The sequence below is a fragment of the Leclercia sp. TB492 genome (assembly GCF_049974505.2).
Lineage (GTDB): Bacteria > Pseudomonadota > Gammaproteobacteria > Enterobacterales > Enterobacteriaceae > Enterobacter > Enterobacter adecarboxylatus_C.
In genome coordinates, this window is sequence record NZ_CM127572.1 from 3,609,962 (window position 1) to 3,629,058 (window position 19,097).

The window sequence follows — 19,097 nt, forward strand, 5'->3', positions numbered from 1 at the left end:
CTCAGGCTCTGACGCGGGGATTGTGACGAACGGAATTGCTGCTCAGCATAATCAGACCAATCAGGCCGACCACCATAGCTGCCGTAATGATGTACTGGTGCAGCAGCGCGGCTGCAAAACCAATCCCAAACAAGAACACGAGGGTGACAATAATCAGGAAAATGCGCCCGCCGCGACGGGTTGCGGCACGCAAAATAAAGCTCAGTATTGCCAGAAATACGCAGGCGATGGCCACGCCCAGCGCACCAATAGTGCCGGTGACGCCTGTAAGCGGTGTCAGCCAGGCATATAACGCCACCGCGAAGCCAATGACCGCGGCCAGCAACAGCAATATGCTGCCGACGCGGGAGGGTTGAGAGTGCAACATACCAGGAAGTCCCCTTATAAAATAAACAAGTCACTCAAACGGCGTTTTCATGGGCAGTTGCAGCTATTTTCATTCTCGTACACGCTAAAAAAACAGCGCAGTATGAAGAACAGCGGCATATTCCACTAAACGTATCAGAGTATAGAAGATGATTTATTTAAGGGGGCTGAACCGTCTGCCGTGTTTAACTTTTTGCCCGCAGCAAATTTTCAGACACGCGTCGATTCGCCTGTTTGAACGCCTCAGCGTTATGGCCGAGGGACTTCAGCTGTCCCCGGCTCTCTTCTAACGCCGTTTCAAGTTTATCCACTTCATTGGAGAGACGGGAAACCATAATGAAGAGTATCGCGACCCCTGTAACGACAGGAACAATTAACCACCATGACACAAACATGTGCGTAACCCTGGAAGATAATGAACGTAGTTACAGTCTTATTAGCTCCATGAGTAAAAACAATAATAACAATTGATGAGTTTTGTAGGCCGGGCAAGGCGTAGCCGCCACCCGGCGTTGTCGCACAAGCGCTACGTACCCGAAACCTTCGGGAAAATCTCCAGATATTTCTCCGAGCCATAAAACGGGATCACCAGAAACGCCATGCCCGCCGTTCCGCTGGCTAACTGCACCGCCATATCGCCGTTGCGGGTAATAAACAGCGTCCGGTCCTGCCAGCGGCAACCGACGCTCATATCCGGGGTGCAATTTTTAAACTTCGTTAACAGCACGCCCTCTTTGCTCAGGAAGAAGTACCGGCTTTCGGCATCGGACGGTTTTGCCGCCGACTCATCCAGCAGCGCGTAGGTCTCCTCCCGCAGCGTTCTGTTTTGCGCATCCAGCGATTTCACCTGCAGCGATCTGCCAGGATAGTTGAAGCGTAACTCCACCATCGCCGCGTTGTCGGCTCTGACATACAGAGTCTCGGCCAGATCGTTTGCGCCGTAGTATTTTCCCCCGCCCGGCTGAAGCGGTTTCGTCATAAAGCGGTACACCGTGTGGCTGCGAATATCCTGGCGGTTCGGATACTCCGCATTAAATTGCGCTTTCTGCGGCGAGTTGACGACGCAGCCGGTGAGTAACAGCAGACAGAGCAGGACAGACAGTTGACGCATTACTATTCCCCATGCAGGTATTCAGAGTATGTTGACGGTGCGCGCTAACCAGCCAGGAAGATGCTCTCTGTACCAGCTGAGGTAGGCCTGAAAATCGCTTTTCTGCCGCGCATGCAGCAGTAAAACCACCTCCGTCACAATCCAGGCTTTCGCTATGGCGATCTCTTTGGCTAAGTCACGCGCGTCGGAATAACAGGCAATAAGACTATAACGATCGGCCAGCGTATTGAATGCCTGAAGGGTGCCCATCCCCTTAATCAGGGGGGCGAGGTCGATAGCCGGGCTTCCCGTGCCAAACCGTTCCCAGTCAAAAAGCACCCACTCGCCGTTATCTCTTTGGCCCCAGTTACCCGCATTACTGTCGCCGGAAATTAAACCCGGATGCCGAAACAGCGCCTCGCTGTGCTGATGAAAACGGCGCATCTGCTGTGCTGCGCTTTCTGGTAAGGCCAACAGCGCGAGGGAGGCCTCAAGCGCGGCAGCTGACCAGCCGTGGGGATGATAAGTCCATGAAGGATCCGGCGGATGATCGTGCAGGCGGGCCAGCATCGACAGCACCTCATCGCCTGCTACAGCGTCCTGATCCACCGGGTGGGGAATATATTCCAGCCTTATTTTGCGCCGGGAGGCATCAGCGAACAGCAGCGCAGGAGAAGCGATCCCCGCATGGCGAAGTCGCGGCGCAGCGGAGTGATAAAACGCAAACTCCACCTCACTGACGGGATATTTTTCGATGACCTGGTGGCCCTCTTCCTCGCCGATCAGCGTGACGTTCGCCGCACCCATTCTGGATAAATTCTGTTCAGACATGCTTGATTCCTGTTATGCCCCCTTCGCCCCAGACTGCCAGTAAAGCGGCGACCCAAACGCTTCCACGTAGTAATCAATGACCGCCCGCACGTTCAGCGGCGGGTGGCGCGTATGGGGGTAGATCGCCGCAATGTTTAGGGGCTCGGTATTAATGGAGGTCTCGTGGTCCGGCAGCAGCTTCACCAGCTCACCGCTGTGGAACCGGTCGCCAATCAGCCAGTCCGGAAACAGCACAATCCCCATCCCGCCCAGCGCCGCGATAAGCAGGGTTTCGGCGTTATTGGAGGACATCAGCGGCGTAACGGGATAGTGGATCCACGCCTCGCCGGGCCGACGCAGCAGCCAGCGGTTGGGGCCGGACGAGCCGCGGTAGACCAGGCATTTGTGCCCCATAATGTCGTCCGGCGTTTTCGGCGTGCCGTATTTGCGCAGGTACGCCGGAGCGGCGGCGAGGTGATAAAACTGCTGGCCTAGCACCCGGGCGTGAAAAGAGGAGTCGGTCAGCGCACCGATGCGAAAGATCACGTCGGCGGCATCCCGATGGGGGTCAATAAAGTCATCGGTCAGCGTCAGTTCGATGCTGAGACGGGGATAACGCTCCGTCAGGCCGGGCAGCCAGGGGGCGATATGCCGCTGGCCGAAAAAGACCGGGGTGTTGATGCGGATAACGCCAGAAGGCTCCCGCTTGCGTTCGTCCAGCTCCCGGCGCGCCTCGTCAAGATTGCCGAGCATCTGGCGGGCAAAACGAATAAACAGATGGCCGCTCTCGGTCGGGATAATCGCCCGCGTATTGCGGTAGAACAGCTGCTGGCCGAGGGCATCTTCCAGCTGGTGGATAACGCGGGAAACCTGCGACGCCGAAATCCCCTCCCGACGCGCCACCACGGAAAAGTTCTGGGTTTCATAAACCGCAATAAAGATCTGCAGCCAGCGAACACTGATATTTGCGACATCGTCCATTAATGCATTTCCTGCACAGGTGTTTATTGCATTATGGCATTTTTCTCACGGATGTTCAGGCGTACGCTTCCCGGCCTCAACAACGGAGAGACGACGTGGTATGCAACTTATATTGATTTTATTGGTGATCGCGGGCGGCATGGGGCTGTCCGTCGAGGCAGGACTGCTGGGCCCGCTCGGCGGTGAAGTGGGCGATCTGTGGGCCACCTTTAGCGTGTTCGGCGTCGGTGCCGCCCTGACGTTTTTGCTGATGCTGTTTTTCAGCCCGCGCAACAGCCCGTCGTTTTTTGCCCAGCCCTCATGGCAGCTGCTGGGTGGGGTGCTCGGCCCGGTGTACGTCATTATTCTGACCATCGCCACCCCGGCGATCGGCATCGCCATGACCATGATTGGCATCCTGGCGGGCCAGGTCTTTAAAAGCCTGATCATCGACCACTACGGCCTGCTGGGCACGCCGCACCGCAAAATTGACAGTAAACGCATCATCGCGCTGGGGTTCATCATCGCCGCGCTGGTTCTGGTTGCACAGGGGTAACAGTATGACATTTATCATGATTATTCTGGCGGTTATCGGGGGTGCGACGCTGAGCATTCAGGCCGCCATCAACGGCCAGCTGGGCAGCAAAGTAGGCGTCTTCAAAAGTGCGTTCCTGACCTTTTCCGTCGGCGCGCTGATCACCGCCCTGCTGATCTTCTTCTTTGAACCGAAACAGGCCGTGACCCTGCTGGACGTGCCGAAATGGCAGCTGCTGGGCGCAATGTTTGGCGTGCCCTACATCGTGATCATGGTGCTGGCCGTGCAGCGTATCGGTACGGCGGTCGCTACCGTGGCGGTGATTTTCGGTCAGCTGACCATGAGCATGCTGATCGACAATTTCGGCTGGCTGGGTAATGCGGCGATTCCGTTTTCGATGAGCCGTCTGGGGGCTGTCGTCTGTCTGGGGATCGCCCTGTTCTTTATCTATTCCAGCAGCCGAACGCCGGAAACGAAAGAAGAACCTGCGCAGGCAACATAATGCCCGGCGGCGCTGCGCTTGCACGGGCCTACGAGGGTGTTGTAGGCCGGGTAAGCGTAGCGCCACCCGGCAAATAGAGCCGATTCGCCAGCCCGCGGCAAATTGGTTATTATCCTCGCCTCTTTTATCCGCCGGTCAGCCTGATGTCTGCCATTATCGATACCTTTATTGCCCCGCCGTGCCACGACCCGATAGAGACGCTGTGGCAGGACGATCATCTGGTGCTGATCAATAAACCCAGCGGGCTGCTCAGCCTGTCGGGGAAGAATCCGCAAAATCTCGATTCCGTGCATTACCGGCTGGTGCAGACCTTCCCCGGCTGCACCCTGGTGCATCGCCTGGATTTCGGCACCTCCGGGCTGATGGTGATTGCCCGCAACAAGGCGATCAATGCCGCCCTGTGCCAGCAGTTCAGCCAGCGCAGCGTGACCAAGATCTACACCGCCCTGCTCTGCGGCCATCTGGCCGATGACGAAGGGGTGATAGATGCGCCCATTGCGAAAGATCCGGCGCTGTTTCCGCTGATGTCGATTTGCGCTATCAACGGCAAACCTGCCCGCTCCCGCTATCGTGTGGTGGAGCGTTTTTATCACGAAGGGACGGTGCCGGTGACGCGGGTTGCGCTTACCCCGGAGACCGGGCGCACCCACCAGCTGCGCATTCACTGCCAGCAGCTGGGCCACCCGATCCTGGGCTGCGATCTGTATGGCGGGCTCCTGCCGCCCGGCACCGAACGGACGCCGCGGCTTATGCTGCACGCCAGCGAGCTGCATTTTGCCCATCCCGTCAGCGGGGAGCCGATCGTCGCCCGCCATGCCAGCCCGTTCTGAAGGTGATAAGCCCTGCGTCAAATCACCATGCCCGGTTCTGCAAAACGACCCGGTAGCCATCGTGATCCACGAACGTCCGTCCGTTAACGTCCCAGTAGGGGTTAAAGGAATCCACGCCAGTAAAACCTGCGTCGATCATCCGGGCGCAGGCCTGCTCCCACTCCGCTTTATCGGGATAATAGAGAACGAACAGGTCCTCTTCGGTATGGGAGGGCTGGACCGGATGATGGTGACACACCGTAAACTCGAGGTGCCAGGGCAACGCTTCCTTGCCTGCCATAATCCCGCTGAATCCCTGATGATCCTGGAAGTCAGCAATCTTTTGCAGGCCCAGTCCCTGGCTGTACATCTGGAACGATCGTTCGGGGTCGGTAACGGGTCTGGCAATTCGCATATGGGTGAACATCCGGCGCTCTCCTGTGGAAGGTTCGTCAATGCGCCTTAGTCTATCTGCCCTGACGTTTTTCATTTCCCCGTGAGTGTCTTTGTTAATTTGCATGCTAAGGAAGTACCATCCATGGATTGCTTTTAATCACTTCATTCAGGACAGTAAATGAAAAGACGTTATGTTGTGGCTGATGTTTTTACTGATACCCCCTTTCAGGGCAATCCCGTCGCCGTCGTTTTAGACGCAGAGGATCTGAGCACGGAGCAAATGCAGCGGATTGCCGTTGAGTTTGGCTACAGTGAAACAACCTTTGTGCTTCCGCCGGACGATGCTGCCCATACCGCGCGGGTGCGGATTTTTACCCCCTCGCGTGAAATTCCGTTCGCGGGCCATCCCAACGTCGGCACCGCTTACGTGCTGGCAATCTATGCGGCGATGAATGACACGCCTCTGCCTGAGACGCTGCTGTTCGAGGAAATCGCCGGGCTGGTTCCTGTCAGGCTGTTAAAAGACAATGGCACGGTGACCGGTGGCGAACTGGTCACGCCGGAAGCCTTATCCTGTCGCTCGGAAGTCAGCCCGGAACAGGTTGCCGCCTGCCTGTCGCTGACTGCAGAAGATATTCGCACCGAGGTGCATAACCCGCTTGTCGCCTCGGTTGGCCTGCCGTTTCTGGTGGTGGAACTCGCCTCCCGGGACGCGCTTCGCCGCTGCGTGCCGAATTTGCAGGGGTTCCGCGCGGTGCTGCCGCTGGATGGCGCGGTCTCTGTGTATGCCTATACCCTTGATAAAGATGCCGGTGAACAGGGCGATCTCCAGGCGCGGATGTTGACCCCGCGCATGACGGAAGATCCGGCGACCGGTAGCGCCACCGCCGCGGTAACCGCCCTGCTGGCCCTGCTTCAGGATCAAACCACGCTGTCGCTACAGGTGAGCCAGGGCGTTGATATGGGGCGGGCAAGTTTGCTTTATTCGGGGTATGACGCCTCGTCAGGAAAACCCGTGGTTCGGGTGGGCGGCAGCTGTGTCATTACCATGGAAGGGGTGTTTACGCTTTAACGCTGCAACATCGCCGGGTGGCGGCTACGCCTTACCCGGCCTACGCACTTCCCCTTTTCTGAAGACGCCTCGCAAACCTTACATTCTCCCCAGCGCTACGCTTCCCCACGCTAAAACTCCAGGTTAATTTGCCATTACAGAACATGTAAACAAACGCACTTGCGCACAGTGCATAAGTGCATTAAACTGACCTACGTTCACCAGGATGGAGAATGACCACACCACTTACGTTAAGGAGCATCTCTGACTTTCGCGATACCTGGCTTGAGGACTTTTTTCTATATGGACGTCCACATGGAAAAATCCCGGCAGAGATAGCGTCAGCTCTGATGCGAAAACTCGACATCATCAACGCAGCGACCTCGTATCGGGATCTGCGTAGCCCACCCGGCAACAAGCTTGAAGCGTTGAGCTCGCCGCTTCTGGGTTGTTATTCGATACGCGTGAACAGGCAATACCGACTGATTTTCATCTGGTCAGGCGGTAAGGCGAAAGGGATTTATCTTGATCCTCATACCTACAATGCTCACCGATGAGCGATGCGTATGGGGACATCCGCTAAACAAGGCAGGTCATAAAATGGCATTCACAAACAGCACCCGTAAACCGACCACACCCGGCGATATTCTGCTTCACGAGTTTCTTGAGCCGCTGCATTTAAAAATTGCCGATCTGGCCGAGATGCTTAACGTGCACAGAAACAGCGTCAGCGCGCTGGTCAATAACAACCGAAAACTGACCACGGACATGGCCGTACGGCTAGCCCGGGCTTTTGATACCACCATTGAGTTTTGGCTGAACTTGCAGCTGAACGTGGATATCTGGGAAATTCAGCACGACGAGCGCATGCAGGCAGAACATCAGCAGATCATTACTGCGGCGGAGATGGTTGAGAGGAAGAAAGCGCAGCAGTCTGTAGCGTAATTCTAAGAGAGCATAAACTTATGAATGCGGGCCCTGTATTGGCCCGCAATGGAATACTCGTTTTTTCGGCCGCGGTTAGACCAACGCCAGTTCCCGCTCTAACACTTCAACGATTAACTGGTTTTTAGAGATTGAATGCTGTTTAGCAACTGCCGTCAGGCGGGCACCCAGGCGTCCAGATACCCGAACAGTCAGCCGTTCCTGTTGTTCTTCACGAAACGGCTGAATACCTTCTTCACGACAATCCTGTAAATATTCTGCCAAAGAGATTTCTCCCTCTTTATGCAGACCGGCGATACTGTCCGCGACAAAATCACAGTAACCAGCGACATTCAGGAACTTACCGCGAAACGCACCGATTTCAGCTTCAAAGGTAATGATGGCCGGTTGCCCTTCAATCATCATGATGTTGCTGATATATACCATTTTCCTCTCCTGTGAAGTGTATCGACCCTAATTATCTCTGATCCTTACAGAGACGAAGTGTGACAAGAGCACCGCGAACAACAAACCAGGATAATGACGTGCAACATCATTGTTGAGCTCCTTCTTCCCGCTGAACTGCAACAATTCATCGCATTCACATCTTTTCCTGAAGACGCCTCGCAGGAATGAAATCTGCCTTATATCCCTGCTTTAACAATGGCTATTTGCGGCGTAGGGTGTCTGTACGTCAGCAACATCTGGCGTCGGGATTGGCATCCTGCATAACATACTGGTAGCGCGAGGCTTTTTTTGCGCTATGCGTCCGGCTACACTCTAGGGTGGGCCGGGCGAGGGCGCTGAAAAGCGCGCCGGTTATCAGTATGTCCGGTTATGCCAACCTCGTCCGGCTCCGCCACCAATGGAAATTGGCATTTCCTGTGGCGGCGATAAACACATACTGAGGTTATTTATATGGCTACTATCAACCCGCTCATTACCGCCCCCTTCGACCACAACACCGACTTCACTGAACTGGCCGATAACTGCGAACGCTTCTGCGAAGCGATGCTGTGCGAAGAGGATCCGACAATGAAAATCGCCCTGTGCGGCCGCCTCGCTGCCTGCCTGGCACTGCTGAAACCGACGCTGCATGAGCCCATTCCCCGGGATCTTGAGGCATATCTCACCGTTGATTCCCTGCCCCTGCATCAGCCGGAGTTCGCACCGGAATCCGATGCGCTTTGCGGTTATTGTGAAGCGATCGCCCGGTTGTTAATCAGCAATACGCTGGCACCGGATACCGCCCGCACCATGAGCGATCTGCTGGCAGAGTTAACCGGCTATTTTGCCGATCGCCTGAAGGCGCCACGCTGGCTGACAACCGATGCGGGAGTGGAGTGGATTAACTAATGTGAATGTTTCCCCTCACGATAGCGTGAGGGGAAGATGACAGCTAAGGATGGCTGATGACATGAGCAATTTATCGCTCCAGGAAATACATGAACACTGCCTTCATACTACTCAAAAAATCATTCAGAGCTTCGGTTGGGATAGCATCATCGTAGGTTCGTTAAGCGAGGAAGACAAAACTTACCTTTGAGTACGAAGGGATATGATTATGCTGTCCTGCATGCAGCAATACTTTGCAAATATGATGCTCGCAGGAAGGAGTTCGCCATTTGCATGCTGGAAAATCTGAGAGCTCACAAAAAGAGTGCGCTTACAGGTAACGTCTTTATTATTGCTCTGATCTATTCGACAACATTTTGCAGCATGATGGAACTTGATGATGTGGTGATACATGACCCCCTGGAGGAGATGAAACCACGCTATCGATCGTATGGATTCTCACAAGTGTTTTACGCCCCCAACAAAATGTCCTCTGCAGTCGCTGATATTCAGACAACGATTCGACGCAAAGTGATGGGTATCCACTGAGATAAAAATCGACTGTTTGTCAGGCAAACGCGACCGCTGTAAACTCTGATGAAATGGTTAAAAACCAACCGGGAGACGTTATGATCAAGCAAAACAAAAAAATCGATTCTGTTAAAGCGACTGCTGCTGCCAAACGCGCCGCAGACTTCTGGGCAACTATTGACGGCAACAAACTTGCACAAGTGGGCCAGCGGGAAAAAGAGATGGACCTCGTTGGGCCAACAAAGAAAGCTGAACTTGTTAACGTCGGCTAACGGAGTATCCCATTACGCGGCACGTTCATCCCAGCCCTCTTCCTCCAGGGAGAGGGGATCCCTCTCACCCCACTTCCCGCATCTCCGCCGCCAGATACACCCGCACATAGCGCACAAACTTGCCGACAAACACCCCGGCGAACAGCCCGCCGGTGATGATGGCGAACGCACTCACTCCGGGGCGCAGCAGCACATCAGGCGCGATGGCGCTCATCACCCCCAGCACATACTTCACCGCAAAGGCGAGCATCATAAAAGGCAGGGCCGAATAGTCCGCCTCACGATAGATGCTGCGCGGCGCGGCGGCGCGGGCCACCGCCGTGCGTTTGATCAGGATGTAGCCCATCGCCGCGCCGCTGAGTAATCCCACCAGCCACAGGGAGCCGGTCGCCAGCGTCAGCTTGCGGAAAACCAGCAGATCGTAGATATCCCAGAGCAGAAAAATAGCCGGGATGATGGCCAGCTTCTCCAGCGCCACGGTCGCGGGCCTGCGCGCCTTGATGCCCCGGCTTATCAGAAACAGCAGGATGAGATAGACCCAGAAGGGAGTGTGGATCAGGACACCCGAAACGAAATCAATCATATGGCTCACCGTTGCAGCTAGCAGGATGACACCGCGTCACCGCTCCGGCTCAGTATTGACCAACGTACCCGATTCACCATCATACTTTATCAGGGTATTTAATCCTGCCCTTCGTTTACTCTTTATGAAGTAGCATTTTCCATGAATCACTGTAATCCATGCATAATATACTCAACCGCTTCGCTAGATTATTTTTTAGTCACTCTTACGCGCTGCGAATAATATAGGAAATCAATTAAGACTAATCCCACGTATTTTTATTTTTTATGCGCTATGCATCGCTTACCCTAATTGTAAACTTCAGTAAAGAGCCCCGCCACGCCTGGCATCGCGCGTTTCAACGAGACAGAGAAAAACGCGTTAAGCCGTTATCCCGGAAGGTCGTTTGATAACATCACCTTGAAGGAAAATATTCTAAAAACAAGCGAACCGATATTTCCTCCAACTCATCAGATGGACTGGAAATTATTTCAAAATTCTCGTTTGACTCTTCAAAAATAGCGGCTAAATTTAATTCTGAACGACAACGGATACGAATGAAAACGTATCTTACTGACATAAACGATGTATATGAGGAAACATAATATGGCAGAGCAACGTGGTGGTTCAGGTAATTTCGCACAGGATCGTGAAAAGGCTTCTGAAGCAGGGAAAAAAGGTGGACAGCAAAGCGGCGGTAATTTCAAAAATGATCCGCAGCGCGCTTCTGAAGCAGGCAAAAAGGGGGGTCAGCATAGCCATGGTGGCGGACGTAAATCTGACAACTCTTAATTCATCTCATTATTAAAGCCTGTTATTCACTTTAATCGGTACTCTGCGGGTCCGCGGGCTCGCAGAATTTTTATGTCACTGGAGAAAAGCGTATGAATATGAAAAGCATAGAAGATGTGTTTATTCACTTGCTATCTGACACCTACAGTGCAGAAAAACAGCTAACCCGTGCGCTGGCAAAGTTGTCCCGCGAAGCCTCCAGCCCGGATCTGAGCGCTGCGTTTAAAGCGCACCTGGAAGAGACCCACGGCCAGATTGAGCGTATCGATCAGATCGTGGAGAAAACGCCCAATATTAAACTGAAAAGAATGAAGTGCGTGGCAATGGAAGGCTTAATTGAAGAAGCCAATGAAGTCCTTGAAAGCACAGAAAAAAATGAAGTACGCGATGCAGCCTTGATCGCGGCGGCGCAAAAAGTCGAGCACTACGAAATTGCCAGCTATGGCACGCTCGCCACACTGGCCGAGCAATTAGGCTATACCCAGGCGGTAAAATTATTAGCCGAGACGCTGGAAGAAGAGAAATCCACCGATCTTAAACTCACCGATTTGGCCGTCGGTAATATTAATCAGAAAGCGGAAAAGTAAGCCTGAATTAACCGAACCCGAGGAAGAAAATATGAATCACGTAGAACACTACCATGACTGGCTACGCGATGCTCACGCCATGGAAAAGCAAGCCGAATCAATGCTCGAATCAATGGCCAGCCGCATCGATAATTACCCTGATGTACGCGCCCGAATTGAACAGCATATTTCTGAAACCAAGCACCAGATTACCCTGCTGGAAGAGATCCTCGATCGTAACGATATTTCCCGCTCGGTTTTAAAAGACTCCATGAGCAAAATGATGGCGTTCGGCCAATCGATGGGTGGCATGGCCGCATCGGATGAGATCGTGAAAGGTTCGATTAGCGGCTACGTTTTCGAGCAGTTCGAAATCGCCTGCTATACCTCCCTGCTGGCCGCGGCGAAAAAAGCCGGAGACGTGGCTTCGATCCCTGCCATCGAATCTATCCTCGCGGAAGAGCAGCGCATGGCCGACTGGCTTATCCAGCATATCCCGGATACCACGGAACAATTCCTCCTGCGCTCTGACGCCGAAGGCGTTGAAGCGAAAAAATAACCCAGGAGTGAGCCTATGTTTCGACACGTAAAACAGTTGCAATACACCGTTCGCGTCGCTGAGCCAAATCCCGGCCTCGCGAACCTGCTGCTTGAGCAGTTTGGCGGCCCTCAGGGCGAGCTGGCTGCCGCCTGCCGTTACTTCACCCAGGGTCTGGGCGATGACGATGCAGGCCGCAGAGAGATGCTGATGGATATCGCTACCGAAGAGCTGAGCCACCTCGAAATCATCGGGACGCTGGTCGGTATGCTGAATAAAGGTGCTAAAGGCGAGCTGGCAGAAGGCACCGAACAGGAAGCGGAGCTCTATCGCTCCCTGACGGCCAACGGTAACGACAGCCATATCACCTCCCTGCTGTACGGGGGTGGGCCACCGCTGACCAACTCCGGCGGCGTACCCTGGACCGCGGCCTATATCGACACCATTGGCGAACCTACCGCTGACCTGCGCTCGAATATCGCAGCGGAAGCGCGCGCCAAGATCATCTATGAACGCCTGATTAACGTCACTGACGATGTCGGGGTAAAAGATGCCCTCGCGTTCCTGATGACCCGTGAAGCCGCGCACCAGCTCTCGTTTGAGAAGGCGCTGCAGTCGATTCGCAATAATTTCCCACCGGGGAAACTGCCGCCTATCGAACAATATTCAACCACCTACTACAATATGTCTGCGGGTGACGATCTTCGCGGTAGCTGGAACAGCGACGAAAACTTCGAGTACGTTGCCGATCCGCAACCTGCCGTTGACGGTGGCGACGGGAGCGCTCAGGTCTCGCTTTCGAAAGAGCAGGCCGCTCTGTTGAAAGCGATGGCATCGCGCACCGAGTCGGATCCGAAGGCCAATCCGTTGACTGGCGCGGAGCTGGGGGCCGGTAAGAAAAAACCGTAACCCCGCGCCGAAGTAAATGCTGTACCACGATGCCCCGTTTCTTACGGGGCATTTCGCTGACAGGGGTAGAGTACGATGTTCGAACTCGATGCATTCCATCTCGCCAGGCTTCAGTTCGCCTTCACAGTGTCGTTTCACATTATCTTCCCGGCCTTAACCATCGGCCTCGCCAGCTATCTGGTGGTGCTCGAGGGCATGTGGCTGAAGACGAAGAATGACGTCTGGCGCTCGCTGTATCACTTCTGGTTAAAAATCTTCGCCGTTAACTTCGGCATGGGCGTGGTCTCCGGTCTGGTGATGGCCTACCAGTTCGGCACCAACTGGAGCGGCTTTTCCCAGTTTGCCGGGAGCATCACCGGCCCGCTGCTCACCTATGAAGTGTTAACCGCCTTCTTCCTCGAAGCGGGTTTCCTCGGCGTGATGCTGTTTGGCTGGAACAAGGTCGGGCCCGGCCTGCACTTTTTTGCCACCTGCATGGTGGCGCTCGGCACCCTGATGTCCACCTTCTGGATCCTCGCTTCCAACAGCTGGATGCACACCCCGCAGGGCTTCAGCATCGAGAACGGCCAGGTGATCCCCGAGGACTGGTTCGCCATTATCTTTAACCCCTCCTTCCCCTACCGCCTGATCCATATGTCCATCGCTGCCTTCCTGAGTAGCGCCCTGTTTGTGGGCGCATCGGGAGCCTGGCATCTGCTGCGCGGTAACGACAGCCCGGCGGTGCGCAAAATGTTCTCGATGGCGCTGTGGATGGCGCTGCTGGTCGCACCGATTCAGGCCTTTGTCGGGGATATGCACGGCCTGAACACCCTGGAACATCAGCCGGCGAAAATTGCCGCCATTGAAGGCCACTGGGAAAATCCACCCGGTGAAGCCACGCCGCTGCTGCTGTTTGGCGTACCGGATATGGAAGAGGAACGCACCAAATACGGGCTGGAGATCCCGGCGCTCGGTAGCCTGATCCTTACCCACAGCCTGGATAAGCAGGTTCCGGCGCTGAAAGATTTTCCGAAAGATGAGCGACCCAACTCGCTGATCGTCTTCTGGTCGTTCCGCGTGATGGTGGGCCTCGGGCTGCTGATGATCCTGATGGGCGTTATCAGCCTGTGGCTGCGCCACCGACACCGCCTGTACCACTCCCGTCCGTTCCACTGGTTCGCCCTGAGCATGGGCCCCGCCGGTCTGGTGGCGATCCTCGCGGGCTGGATCACTACCGAGGTGGGCCGCCAGCCGTGGGTGGTATATGGCTATCTGCGCACCATTGACGCGGTGTCGCTGCACAGCACCCTGCAGATGAGCATCAGCCTGCTGGCGTTTATCGTTGTCTACTGCTCGGTGTTTGGCGTGGGGTATGTCTATCTGGTGCGGTTGATTAAGAAGGGACCGCAGCCGACCGACAATCTCTCGTTGAATACCGACGGCAGGCCCGCGCGTCCGCTCTCAGCGGCTGAACCGGTACCGGAAGAGGAGAAACCATAATGGGCGTCGATATCTCAGTGATCTGGTTTGCCATCATCGTCTTCGCCACCCTGATGTACATCATTATGGATGGGTTCGATTTAGGTATCGGGATGCTCTTCTACTTTGAGCGTGACCCGCAGGCGCGGGACGTGATGGTCAACAGCGTCGCCCCGGTGTGGGATGGGAACGAAACCTGGCTGGTGCTGGGAGGCGCGGGGCTGTTCGGCGCCTTCCCGCTGGCCTATGCGGTCATTATCGACGCCCTGACGATCCCGCTGACCGCCATGCTGATCGGCCTGATCTTCCGCGGCGTGGCCTTTGAATTTCGCTTCAAAGCCACGCCGTCCCACCGCGCCTTCTGGGACTACTCCTTCGCCGGCGGTTCGCTGCTGGCGACCTTCAGCCAGGGCATTGTGGTGGGGGCGATGATTAACGGTTTCGACGTGGAGGGCCGTCGCTTTGCCGGTTCCGCGCTGGACTGGCTGACGCCCTTCAACCTCTTCTGCGGTCTGGGGCTGATGGTGGCTTATACCCTGCTGGGCACCACCTGGCTTATCATGAAAAGTGAAGGGGCGTTACAGCGTCATATGCGGGAACTGACCCGCCATGTGCTGCTGGCGCTGCTGGGGGTCGTGGCGGTGGTCAGTATCTGGACGCCCCTCGGCTGGCAGTATGTTTCCGAACGCTGGTTCTCGTTGCCTAACTTCTTTTACTTCATGCCGGTGCCGCTGCTGGTGGCGGTATTTGGGATCTGGATCTGGCGGCTCACCCGCAACCCGCACAGCCACGCCCGGCCTTTCCTTCTCACCCTAGGGCTGATTTTCCTTGGTTTTAGCGGGCTGGGTATCAGCCTGTGGCCCAACATTATCCCGCCACGCATCACCATCTGGGACGCGGCCGCCCCGCCTTCCAGCCAGCTGTTTATGCTGGTGGGCACGCTGCTGATCATCCCGCTGATCCTGGTCTACACCGCCTGGAGCTATTACGTGTTCCGCGGCAAGGTGACGGATACCGAGGGTTACCACTAAGCTGCAACATCGCCGGGTGGCGGCTACGCCTTACCCGGCCTACCACACCCGCACCATGCACCATCCGTAGGCCCGGCAAGCACAGCGCCGCCGGGCGTTGTCGCATAAGGCCCGTTGCGCGATAAAAAAGCCGGGTGGCGGCTACGCCTTACCCGGCCTACCACACCCGCACCATGCACGAGCCGTAGGCCCGGCAAGCACGGGCGTTGCCGCATAAGGCCCGGTGCGCAATAAAAAGCCGGGTGGCGGCTACGCCTTACCCGGCCTACCACACCCGCAGCATGCACGAGCCGTAGGCCCGGCAAGCACAGCGCCGCCGGGCGTTGTCGCATAAGGCCCGGTGCGCGATAAAAAAGCCGGGTGGCGGCTACGCCTTACCAGGCCTACCACACCCGCACCATGCACCATCCGTAGGCCCGGCAAGCACAGCGCCGCCGGGCATTGTCGCATAAGGCCCGGTGCGCAATAAAAAGCCGGGTGGCGGCTACGCCCTACCCGGCCTACGAACTACTTCCGGCGTCCGAGGCATTTTCCAATCAGCAGCAGCCCCGCCAGCGCGACGGTGCCGAGCAGGGCTTTGCCCGGCACGCCGGAGGTCATCGCCGCAGCGCGGGGTTTAGCCTCCGGGGAAAAACGCCCGTGTATCCGGTGTTCGCCGCCGACCGGTTCGGTCAGGTTGTCCCGCCGTTCAGGTGGGTTGAGCGCCTCGTCCATCTGCCCTTCCCAGGCTTTTTTCACCATCATCCGGTCGAGAAAACCGGGGAACAGGAACTGGCCAACAATCGCTCCGATGGTGCTGCGCCCCACCCACAGCTCGCGCACCGGTCTCTGCGCCACGCCAAAGATGGCCTCGGCGGCGACCTCCGGCTGAAATACCGGCGCCACCGGGCGCATGCTGTAAGCGAACTTATTCCGCGCCCAGTCAAACTGCGGGGTGTTGAGTCCCGGCATCTGCACCATCGCCAGATGCACGCCGCTGCGCTCATGCATCAGCTCGGTACGCAGCGCATCGGTAAAGCCGCGGATCGCCGCCTTGGCGCCGCAGTAGGCCGATTGCAGTGGAATGGAGCGGTAGGCCAGCGCGGAACCGACCTGGATAATCACCCCACTGTCGCGGGGTATCATCTGCTCCAGCGCGGCCCGGGTGCCGTTGACGCAGCCCAGATAGGTCACCTCCGTCACCCGACGAAACTCATCGTCGGTGATGCTGTAAAACGGGGCCAGGGTGGTACACATGGCGTTGTTTATCCACACGTCGATAGCGCCCAGCCGGTCGGCCAGCGTCTGCGCTGCCCCGCTTAAGGCCGCGGCATCGGCCACATCCAGGCTCACCGCATGGCAGTTGACGCCATAGTTCGCCACCTCCGCCCGCGTGGCTTCCAGGCTGTGGTTATCCCGGGCGATCAGGCCCACGTCGTAGCCTGCCGCTGCAAAACGCAGCGCCGTGGCCTTGCCTACCCCAGCCGTTGCGCCGGTAATTACCACCACACTCATAGCCTCTCCTTAATGCAGCTGCTTTTTCCAGTGCGGGATCTGCCGCAACAGTTCAGAAAGCGCGTAGCGAACCGCTTTCTCAATCACGTCTTCACACTCGCCGGTGAAGTGCTGCACGGCGGTGGTCACCTCGCCGCGGAAGCACCAGCCAAACCAGACGGTACCCGCCGGGGTGCCATCCTCGCCGCCGTCCGGCCCGGCGTAGCCGCTGATGGCGATGCTGACATCCGCATCGGCCAGCTTCAGCGCCCCTTCGGCCATCTCGCCCACCGTCTGGCTACTGACGGCGGTGTACTTTTCCAGGGTGGCATTACTGACCCCCAGCACCTTGTGCTTGGCTTCATTGTTGAAGGTCACCACGCCGGTGCCAAAGAACGAGGCGGTATCCTTTTCTGCACAGAGCGCAGAGGCCACATTGCCGCCGGTACAGGACTCGGCCGTGGTGAGCAGCCAGCCTAAATCGATTAACACCGTCGACACCTGACTGGTAAGTTCCTTGGTGGTTTTGGCCTGGTTCCAGATATTTTCTTTCATGATTCACTCTCTTCGGGAATAATCGAAATATGCCCATTGCGTTCAAGGATTGCGTATTTAATTTTTTCCAGCTGATATATTCCGTGGTTTTGTCGGGCCGACACCAGAATGTCATCGCAGGAGACATCCACCTTTTTTAATTTTTCGTTCTGTAATTCACCGTGCACTACCAGAATAACCGGGGAGCCATCAAGCATCGATTCCGCGCCAGAAATATATTTTTTTGCCACGCCGAAAAGCATATCAATCACCACCAGCGTAATAATGGTGAGCATGGCCCCGGTTACCGAAAAATCTTCCCCCAGCAGCGCCTGCTGGGTGGCCTCACTAATAATCAATAACAGGATCAAATCAAAGCTGGTCATTTGCAGCAGCGCCCGCCTTCCGGCGATTTTAAAGACCACCAGCAAAATCAGATAAATCGCCGCCGCCCTGAGTATCATTTCCATACTGGTCCCCTACGGATAGATAAATTGCCAGAAAGAGAGACCCGGCTGATTATTTAACGTGACAGTGGTGACGGTTTTACCGGGTTGATCCGGCGTGCTATAGAGCCAGACGGTAAAATCCTGACGTGGTTTCGCCTCCTGATAAACCAGCACCAGCTCCCCGCCCTCGCTGTGCATTTCGTCAGGCTGCGGCCAGATATTATCGGTTTGCGTCCGCGCCATATATTCCCCGCCAATACGCACTGTCACAGGGGCATTACTTTGCCCCGGCAGGGTAATTTTCAACTCCAGGGGAGATTGCAGACGGCCAAAACGCTGGTATTCCACCTGCACGCTTTTGGCGGCGTTGGTTTTTGTCGCTTCGCTAAAATAACCGCCCGAAAAAAGCCCCAACAGCGCAGCGGCAATAATCAGCAATAACAGAACGAAACCGAAGCGGTGGGCGTCGTATTCAAACTGCAGTGCGGCATGGCTTTGTTTCACGCCGGGTAAAGGAGGGGAATTTTCTTTTACTTTCGCCATATATCACCTCACCGCTTCGTTTATTAAGATTATACAGCCAGATGATTTTTATAGATAAATTTGATTAAGACTGTTCCTGTTTGCAAAATAAAAAATAGCAACCAGGCTTAATCTGTCAAGCAGGTTAAACCAAGGAGGCAGTATGAAATTAACCGTCGCACCCTTATTGTGTTGTCTTTTAATCTCAGCGGCATATGCCGATGATAATGGTGGACTGAAGAAAGATGCTGCCCCGCCACCACCGCATTCGCTGGATGAGGGTTACCGCGGTACCGAGGATGCCCGAACCATGACCGTGGAGCAGGCCAAAGAGATGCACGATGGCGCGACCATCTCCCTGCGCGGGAATTTAATTGATGGCTCCGGCGGCGATAAATTTAAATTCCGCGATAAAACCGGCACAATCGATACCATTATTCCTCAGGCTGTATTTGATGGGCGTGAAGTCAAGCCTGACAATATGATCAGCATTAACGGCAGTCTGGATAAAAAGATGAACCCGCCAGTCGTTCGCGTCGACCGCATTCAGAAATAGCGTGTAATTTCACTTAAGTTTCGCGTGGATATTTCCTGACATCCACGTGAAACGCCCCGATATATTCTTTCCCGATACTAACCTACCAGAATTAAGGAGCCCAAAACTCGGATAATTCCGGGCTTT

28 protein-coding genes are annotated in these 19,097 nt (G+C 55.6%); 16 read left to right on the forward strand and 12 right to left on the reverse strand.

What is annotated here, in order from left to right; translation table 11 throughout:
• Nucleotide 1 precedes the first annotated feature (1 nt).
• The 5 genes from ACP4QI_RS16990 to ACP4QI_RS17010 form a co-directional block, all read right to left on the reverse strand.
• Nucleotides 2-367 carry a hypothetical protein gene (locus ACP4QI_RS16990; protein ID WP_142486796.1) on the reverse strand — a complete coding sequence of 122 codons (366 nt, stop codon included), beginning with the start codon at nt 365-367 and terminating at the stop codon, nt 2-4.
• A gap of 184 nt (nt 368-551) precedes the next feature.
• On the reverse strand, nt 552-761 hold the full coding sequence (locus tag ACP4QI_RS16995; protein ID WP_142486797.1) for a hypothetical protein: 210 nt from the start codon (nt 759-761) through the stop codon (nt 552-554).
• A 131-nt stretch (nt 762-892) separates the two neighbouring features.
• Nucleotides 893-1,477 (reverse strand): hypothetical protein, encoded by a 585-nt coding sequence (locus ACP4QI_RS17000; RefSeq protein ID WP_285128395.1) that lies wholly within the window; start codon nt 1,475-1,477, stop codon nt 893-895.
• Between the two features lie 21 nt (nt 1,478-1,498).
• Nucleotides 1,499-2,287, reverse strand: coding sequence for a phosphotransferase family protein (locus ACP4QI_RS17005; protein ID WP_426495633.1), 789 nt, complete (start codon nt 2,285-2,287; stop codon nt 1,499-1,501).
• 12 nt (nt 2,288-2,299) lie between these two features.
• Nucleotides 2,300-3,247, reverse strand: coding sequence for a LysR family transcriptional regulator (locus ACP4QI_RS17010; protein ID WP_426495634.1), 948 nt, complete (start codon nt 3,245-3,247; stop codon nt 2,300-2,302).
• A gap of 100 nt (nt 3,248-3,347) precedes the next feature.
• On the opposite strand from ACP4QI_RS17010, the gene ACP4QI_RS17015 reads away from it, so the two are divergent.
• The 3 genes from ACP4QI_RS17015 to ACP4QI_RS17025 all read left to right on the forward strand — a co-directional run bounded on the left by ACP4QI_RS17015 (nt 3,348) and on the right by ACP4QI_RS17025 (nt 5,093).
• A complete protein-coding gene (locus ACP4QI_RS17015) occupies nt 3,348-3,782 on the forward strand; it encodes a DMT family transporter (protein ID WP_426495635.1) in 435 nt (144 codons plus the stop codon).
• A 4-nt stretch (nt 3,783-3,786) separates the two neighbouring features.
• The gene (locus tag ACP4QI_RS17020; RefSeq protein ID WP_285128398.1) at nt 3,787-4,263 is read left to right on the forward strand and encodes a DMT family transporter; all 477 of its coding nucleotides are present in this window, start codon (nt 3,787-3,789) and stop codon (nt 4,261-4,263) included.
• 143 nt (nt 4,264-4,406) lie between these two features.
• Nucleotides 4,407-5,093, forward strand: a complete 687-nt coding sequence (locus ACP4QI_RS17025; RefSeq protein WP_285128399.1) for an RluA family pseudouridine synthase — start codon at nt 4,407-4,409, stop codon at nt 5,091-5,093.
• Nucleotides 5,094-5,115: 22 nt separating this feature from the next.
• Here ACP4QI_RS17025 and ACP4QI_RS17030 read toward each other — a convergent pair whose 3' ends face one another.
• Nucleotides 5,116-5,499 carry a VOC family protein gene (locus tag ACP4QI_RS17030; RefSeq protein ID WP_285128400.1) on the reverse strand — a complete coding sequence of 128 codons (384 nt, stop codon included), beginning with the start codon at nt 5,497-5,499 and terminating at the stop codon, nt 5,116-5,118.
• Between the two features lie 147 nt (nt 5,500-5,646).
• On the opposite strand from ACP4QI_RS17030, the gene ACP4QI_RS17035 reads away from it, so the two are divergent.
• The 3 genes from ACP4QI_RS17035 to ACP4QI_RS17045 all read left to right on the forward strand — a co-directional run bounded on the left by ACP4QI_RS17035 (nt 5,647) and on the right by ACP4QI_RS17045 (nt 7,464).
• The gene (locus ACP4QI_RS17035) at nt 5,647-6,540 is read left to right on the forward strand and encodes a PhzF family phenazine biosynthesis protein (RefSeq protein ID WP_426495636.1); all 894 of its coding nucleotides are present in this window, start codon (nt 5,647-5,649) and stop codon (nt 6,538-6,540) included.
• A 212-nt stretch (nt 6,541-6,752) separates the two neighbouring features.
• On the forward strand, nt 6,753-7,076 hold the full coding sequence (locus tag ACP4QI_RS17040; protein ID WP_156264453.1) for a type II toxin-antitoxin system RelE/ParE family toxin: 324 nt from the start codon (nt 6,753-6,755) through the stop codon (nt 7,074-7,076).
• Between the two features lie 43 nt (nt 7,077-7,119).
• Nucleotides 7,120-7,464, forward strand: coding sequence for a HigA family addiction module antitoxin (locus ACP4QI_RS17045; RefSeq protein WP_142486806.1), 345 nt, complete (start codon nt 7,120-7,122; stop codon nt 7,462-7,464).
• Between the two features lie 75 nt (nt 7,465-7,539).
• Here ACP4QI_RS17045 and ACP4QI_RS17050 read toward each other — a convergent pair whose 3' ends face one another.
• On the reverse strand, nt 7,540-7,890 hold the full coding sequence (locus tag ACP4QI_RS17050; protein ID WP_106994957.1) for a type II toxin-antitoxin system HicB family antitoxin: 351 nt from the start codon (nt 7,888-7,890) through the stop codon (nt 7,540-7,542).
• 471 nt (nt 7,891-8,361) lie between these two features.
• Here ACP4QI_RS17050 and ACP4QI_RS17055 point away from each other — a divergent pair, with 471 nt between their 5' ends.
• The 3 genes from ACP4QI_RS17055 to ACP4QI_RS17065 all read left to right on the forward strand — a co-directional run bounded on the left by ACP4QI_RS17055 (nt 8,362) and on the right by ACP4QI_RS17065 (nt 9,581).
• Nucleotides 8,362-8,799: a hypothetical protein gene (locus tag ACP4QI_RS17055; RefSeq protein WP_285126181.1), complete on the forward strand. Its 438-nt coding sequence runs from the start codon at nt 8,362-8,364 to the stop codon at nt 8,797-8,799.
• A gap of 273 nt (nt 8,800-9,072) precedes the next feature.
• Nucleotides 9,073-9,327 carry a hypothetical protein gene (locus ACP4QI_RS17060; protein WP_426495637.1) on the forward strand — a complete coding sequence of 85 codons (255 nt, stop codon included), beginning with the start codon at nt 9,073-9,075 and terminating at the stop codon, nt 9,325-9,327.
• 80 nt (nt 9,328-9,407) lie between these two features.
• Nucleotides 9,408-9,581, forward strand: a complete 174-nt coding sequence (locus ACP4QI_RS17065; RefSeq protein ID WP_166183533.1) for a hypothetical protein — start codon at nt 9,408-9,410, stop codon at nt 9,579-9,581.
• A gap of 64 nt (nt 9,582-9,645) precedes the next feature.
• On the opposite strand, the gene ACP4QI_RS17070 is transcribed toward ACP4QI_RS17065, so the two are convergent.
• The gene (locus ACP4QI_RS17070; protein ID WP_231313802.1) at nt 9,646-10,164 is read right to left on the reverse strand and encodes a hypothetical protein; all 519 of its coding nucleotides are present in this window, start codon (nt 10,162-10,164) and stop codon (nt 9,646-9,648) included.
• Between the two features lie 585 nt (nt 10,165-10,749).
• Here ACP4QI_RS17070 and ACP4QI_RS17075 point away from each other — a divergent pair.
• The 6 genes from ACP4QI_RS17075 (at nt 10,750) to cydB (ending at nt 15,437) form a co-directional block, all read left to right on the forward strand.
• A complete protein-coding gene (locus ACP4QI_RS17075) occupies nt 10,750-10,935 on the forward strand; it encodes a con-10 family general stress protein (RefSeq protein WP_103180815.1) in 186 nt (61 codons plus the stop codon).
• A gap of 92 nt (nt 10,936-11,027) precedes the next feature.
• Entirely contained in the window at nt 11,028-11,522 is a 495-nt protein-coding gene (locus ACP4QI_RS17080) for a YciE/YciF ferroxidase family protein (protein ID WP_106994953.1), read from the forward strand.
• Between the two features lie 31 nt (nt 11,523-11,553).
• Nucleotides 11,554-12,060 (forward strand): ferritin-like domain-containing protein, encoded by a 507-nt coding sequence (locus tag ACP4QI_RS17085; RefSeq protein ID WP_142486811.1) that lies wholly within the window; start codon nt 11,554-11,556, stop codon nt 12,058-12,060.
• 15 nt (nt 12,061-12,075) lie between these two features.
• A complete protein-coding gene (locus ACP4QI_RS17090) occupies nt 12,076-12,948 on the forward strand; it encodes a manganese catalase family protein (protein WP_231313801.1) in 873 nt (290 codons plus the stop codon).
• A gap of 75 nt (nt 12,949-13,023) precedes the next feature.
• A complete protein-coding gene (locus ACP4QI_RS17095) occupies nt 13,024-14,427 on the forward strand; it encodes a cytochrome ubiquinol oxidase subunit I (protein ID WP_142486813.1) in 1,404 nt (467 codons plus the stop codon).
• Entirely contained in the window at nt 14,427-15,437 is a 1,011-nt protein-coding gene (cydB, locus tag ACP4QI_RS17100; RefSeq protein WP_156264460.1) for a cytochrome d ubiquinol oxidase subunit II, read from the forward strand. Before ACP4QI_RS17095 ends, cydB begins: the two co-directional genes overlap by 1 nt.
• Nucleotides 15,438-15,944: 507 nt before the next feature.
• Here the strand turns inward: cydB and ACP4QI_RS17105 are convergent.
• Genes ACP4QI_RS17105 through ACP4QI_RS17120 form a run of 4 tightly spaced genes read right to left on the reverse strand, consistent with a single transcriptional unit; the run spans nt 15,945 to nt 18,436 of the window.
• A complete protein-coding gene (locus tag ACP4QI_RS17105; RefSeq protein ID WP_285128406.1) occupies nt 15,945-16,931 on the reverse strand; it encodes an SDR family oxidoreductase in 987 nt (328 codons plus the stop codon).
• A gap of 9 nt (nt 16,932-16,940) precedes the next feature.
• Nucleotides 16,941-17,465: a 2-oxo-tetronate isomerase gene (locus ACP4QI_RS17110; protein WP_142486816.1), complete on the reverse strand. Its 525-nt coding sequence runs from the start codon at nt 17,463-17,465 to the stop codon at nt 16,941-16,943.
• Nucleotides 17,462-17,914: a DUF421 domain-containing protein gene (locus ACP4QI_RS17115; RefSeq protein ID WP_142486817.1), complete on the reverse strand. Its 453-nt coding sequence runs from the start codon at nt 17,912-17,914 to the stop codon at nt 17,462-17,464. The genes ACP4QI_RS17110 and ACP4QI_RS17115 overlap by 4 nt, the downstream gene beginning before the upstream one ends.
• A gap of 9 nt (nt 17,915-17,923) precedes the next feature.
• The gene (locus ACP4QI_RS17120; RefSeq protein ID WP_142486818.1) at nt 17,924-18,436 is read right to left on the reverse strand and encodes a hypothetical protein; all 513 of its coding nucleotides are present in this window, start codon (nt 18,434-18,436) and stop codon (nt 17,924-17,926) included.
• Nucleotides 18,437-18,578: 142 nt separating this feature from the next.
• Between ACP4QI_RS17120 and ACP4QI_RS17125 the strand changes: the two genes are divergently transcribed.
• Nucleotides 18,579-18,971 (forward strand): YdeI family stress tolerance OB fold protein, encoded by a 393-nt coding sequence (locus tag ACP4QI_RS17125; RefSeq protein ID WP_142486819.1) that lies wholly within the window; start codon nt 18,579-18,581, stop codon nt 18,969-18,971.
• Nucleotides 18,972-19,097 lie beyond the last annotated feature (126 nt).

Excerpts from the sequence above, each read along its gene's own strand:
- ACP4QI_RS16995 (WP_142486797.1), bottom strand. The coding sequence starts at position 761 with ATGTTTGTGTCATGGTGGTTAATTGTTCCTGTCGTTACAGGGGTCGCG.
- ACP4QI_RS17055 (WP_285126181.1), top strand. The coding sequence starts at position 8,362 with ATGGCTACTATCAACCCGCTCATTACCGCCCCCTTCGACCACAACACC.
- ACP4QI_RS17115 (WP_142486817.1), bottom strand. The coding sequence starts at position 17,914 with ATGGAAATGATACTCAGGGCGGCGGCGATTTATCTGATTTTGCTGGTG.
- ACP4QI_RS17060 (WP_426495637.1), top strand. The coding sequence starts at position 9,073 with ATGCTGGAAAATCTGAGAGCTCACAAAAAGAGTGCGCTTACAGGTAAC.
- ACP4QI_RS17035 (WP_426495636.1), top strand. The coding sequence starts at position 5,647 with ATGAAAAGACGTTATGTTGTGGCTGATGTTTTTACTGATACCCCCTTT.
- cydB (WP_156264460.1), top strand. The coding sequence starts at position 14,427 with ATGGGCGTCGATATCTCAGTGATCTGGTTTGCCATCATCGTCTTCGCC.
- ACP4QI_RS17090 (WP_231313801.1), top strand. The coding sequence starts at position 12,076 with ATGTTTCGACACGTAAAACAGTTGCAATACACCGTTCGCGTCGCTGAG.
- ACP4QI_RS17085 (WP_142486811.1), top strand. The coding sequence starts at position 11,554 with ATGAATCACGTAGAACACTACCATGACTGGCTACGCGATGCTCACGCC.
- ACP4QI_RS17040 (WP_156264453.1), top strand. The coding sequence starts at position 6,753 with ATGACCACACCACTTACGTTAAGGAGCATCTCTGACTTTCGCGATACC.
- ACP4QI_RS17005 (WP_426495633.1), bottom strand. The coding sequence starts at position 2,287 with ATGTCTGAACAGAATTTATCCAGAATGGGTGCGGCGAACGTCACGCTG.
- ACP4QI_RS17105 (WP_285128406.1), bottom strand. The coding sequence starts at position 16,931 with ATGAGTGTGGTGGTAATTACCGGCGCAACGGCTGGGGTAGGCAAGGCC.
- ACP4QI_RS17045 (WP_142486806.1), top strand. The coding sequence starts at position 7,120 with ATGGCATTCACAAACAGCACCCGTAAACCGACCACACCCGGCGATATT.
- ACP4QI_RS17025 (WP_285128399.1), top strand. The coding sequence starts at position 4,407 with ATGTCTGCCATTATCGATACCTTTATTGCCCCGCCGTGCCACGACCCG.
- ACP4QI_RS17120 (WP_142486818.1), bottom strand. The coding sequence starts at position 18,436 with ATGGCGAAAGTAAAAGAAAATTCCCCTCCTTTACCCGGCGTGAAACAA.
- ACP4QI_RS17030 (WP_285128400.1), bottom strand. The coding sequence starts at position 5,499 with ATGTTCACCCATATGCGAATTGCCAGACCCGTTACCGACCCCGAACGA.
- ACP4QI_RS17050 (WP_106994957.1), bottom strand. The coding sequence starts at position 7,890 with ATGGTATATATCAGCAACATCATGATGATTGAAGGGCAACCGGCCATC.
- ACP4QI_RS17095 (WP_142486813.1), top strand. The coding sequence starts at position 13,024 with ATGTTCGAACTCGATGCATTCCATCTCGCCAGGCTTCAGTTCGCCTTC.
- ACP4QI_RS17065 (WP_166183533.1), top strand. The coding sequence starts at position 9,408 with ATGATCAAGCAAAACAAAAAAATCGATTCTGTTAAAGCGACTGCTGCT.
- ACP4QI_RS17125 (WP_142486819.1), top strand. The coding sequence starts at position 18,579 with ATGAAATTAACCGTCGCACCCTTATTGTGTTGTCTTTTAATCTCAGCG.
- ACP4QI_RS17015 (WP_426495635.1), top strand. The coding sequence starts at position 3,348 with ATGCAACTTATATTGATTTTATTGGTGATCGCGGGCGGCATGGGGCTG.
- ACP4QI_RS17020 (WP_285128398.1), top strand. The coding sequence starts at position 3,787 with ATGACATTTATCATGATTATTCTGGCGGTTATCGGGGGTGCGACGCTG.
- ACP4QI_RS16990 (WP_142486796.1), bottom strand. The coding sequence starts at position 367 with ATGTTGCACTCTCAACCCTCCCGCGTCGGCAGCATATTGCTGTTGCTG.
- ACP4QI_RS17110 (WP_142486816.1), bottom strand. The coding sequence starts at position 17,465 with ATGAAAGAAAATATCTGGAACCAGGCCAAAACCACCAAGGAACTTACC.
- ACP4QI_RS17000 (WP_285128395.1), bottom strand. The coding sequence starts at position 1,477 with ATGCGTCAACTGTCTGTCCTGCTCTGTCTGCTGTTACTCACCGGCTGC.
- ACP4QI_RS17080 (WP_106994953.1), top strand. The coding sequence starts at position 11,028 with ATGAATATGAAAAGCATAGAAGATGTGTTTATTCACTTGCTATCTGAC.
- ACP4QI_RS17010 (WP_426495634.1), bottom strand. The coding sequence starts at position 3,247 with ATGGACGATGTCGCAAATATCAGTGTTCGCTGGCTGCAGATCTTTATT.
- ACP4QI_RS17075 (WP_103180815.1), top strand. The coding sequence starts at position 10,750 with ATGGCAGAGCAACGTGGTGGTTCAGGTAATTTCGCACAGGATCGTGAA.
- ACP4QI_RS17070 (WP_231313802.1), bottom strand. The coding sequence starts at position 10,164 with ATGATTGATTTCGTTTCGGGTGTCCTGATCCACACTCCCTTCTGGGTC.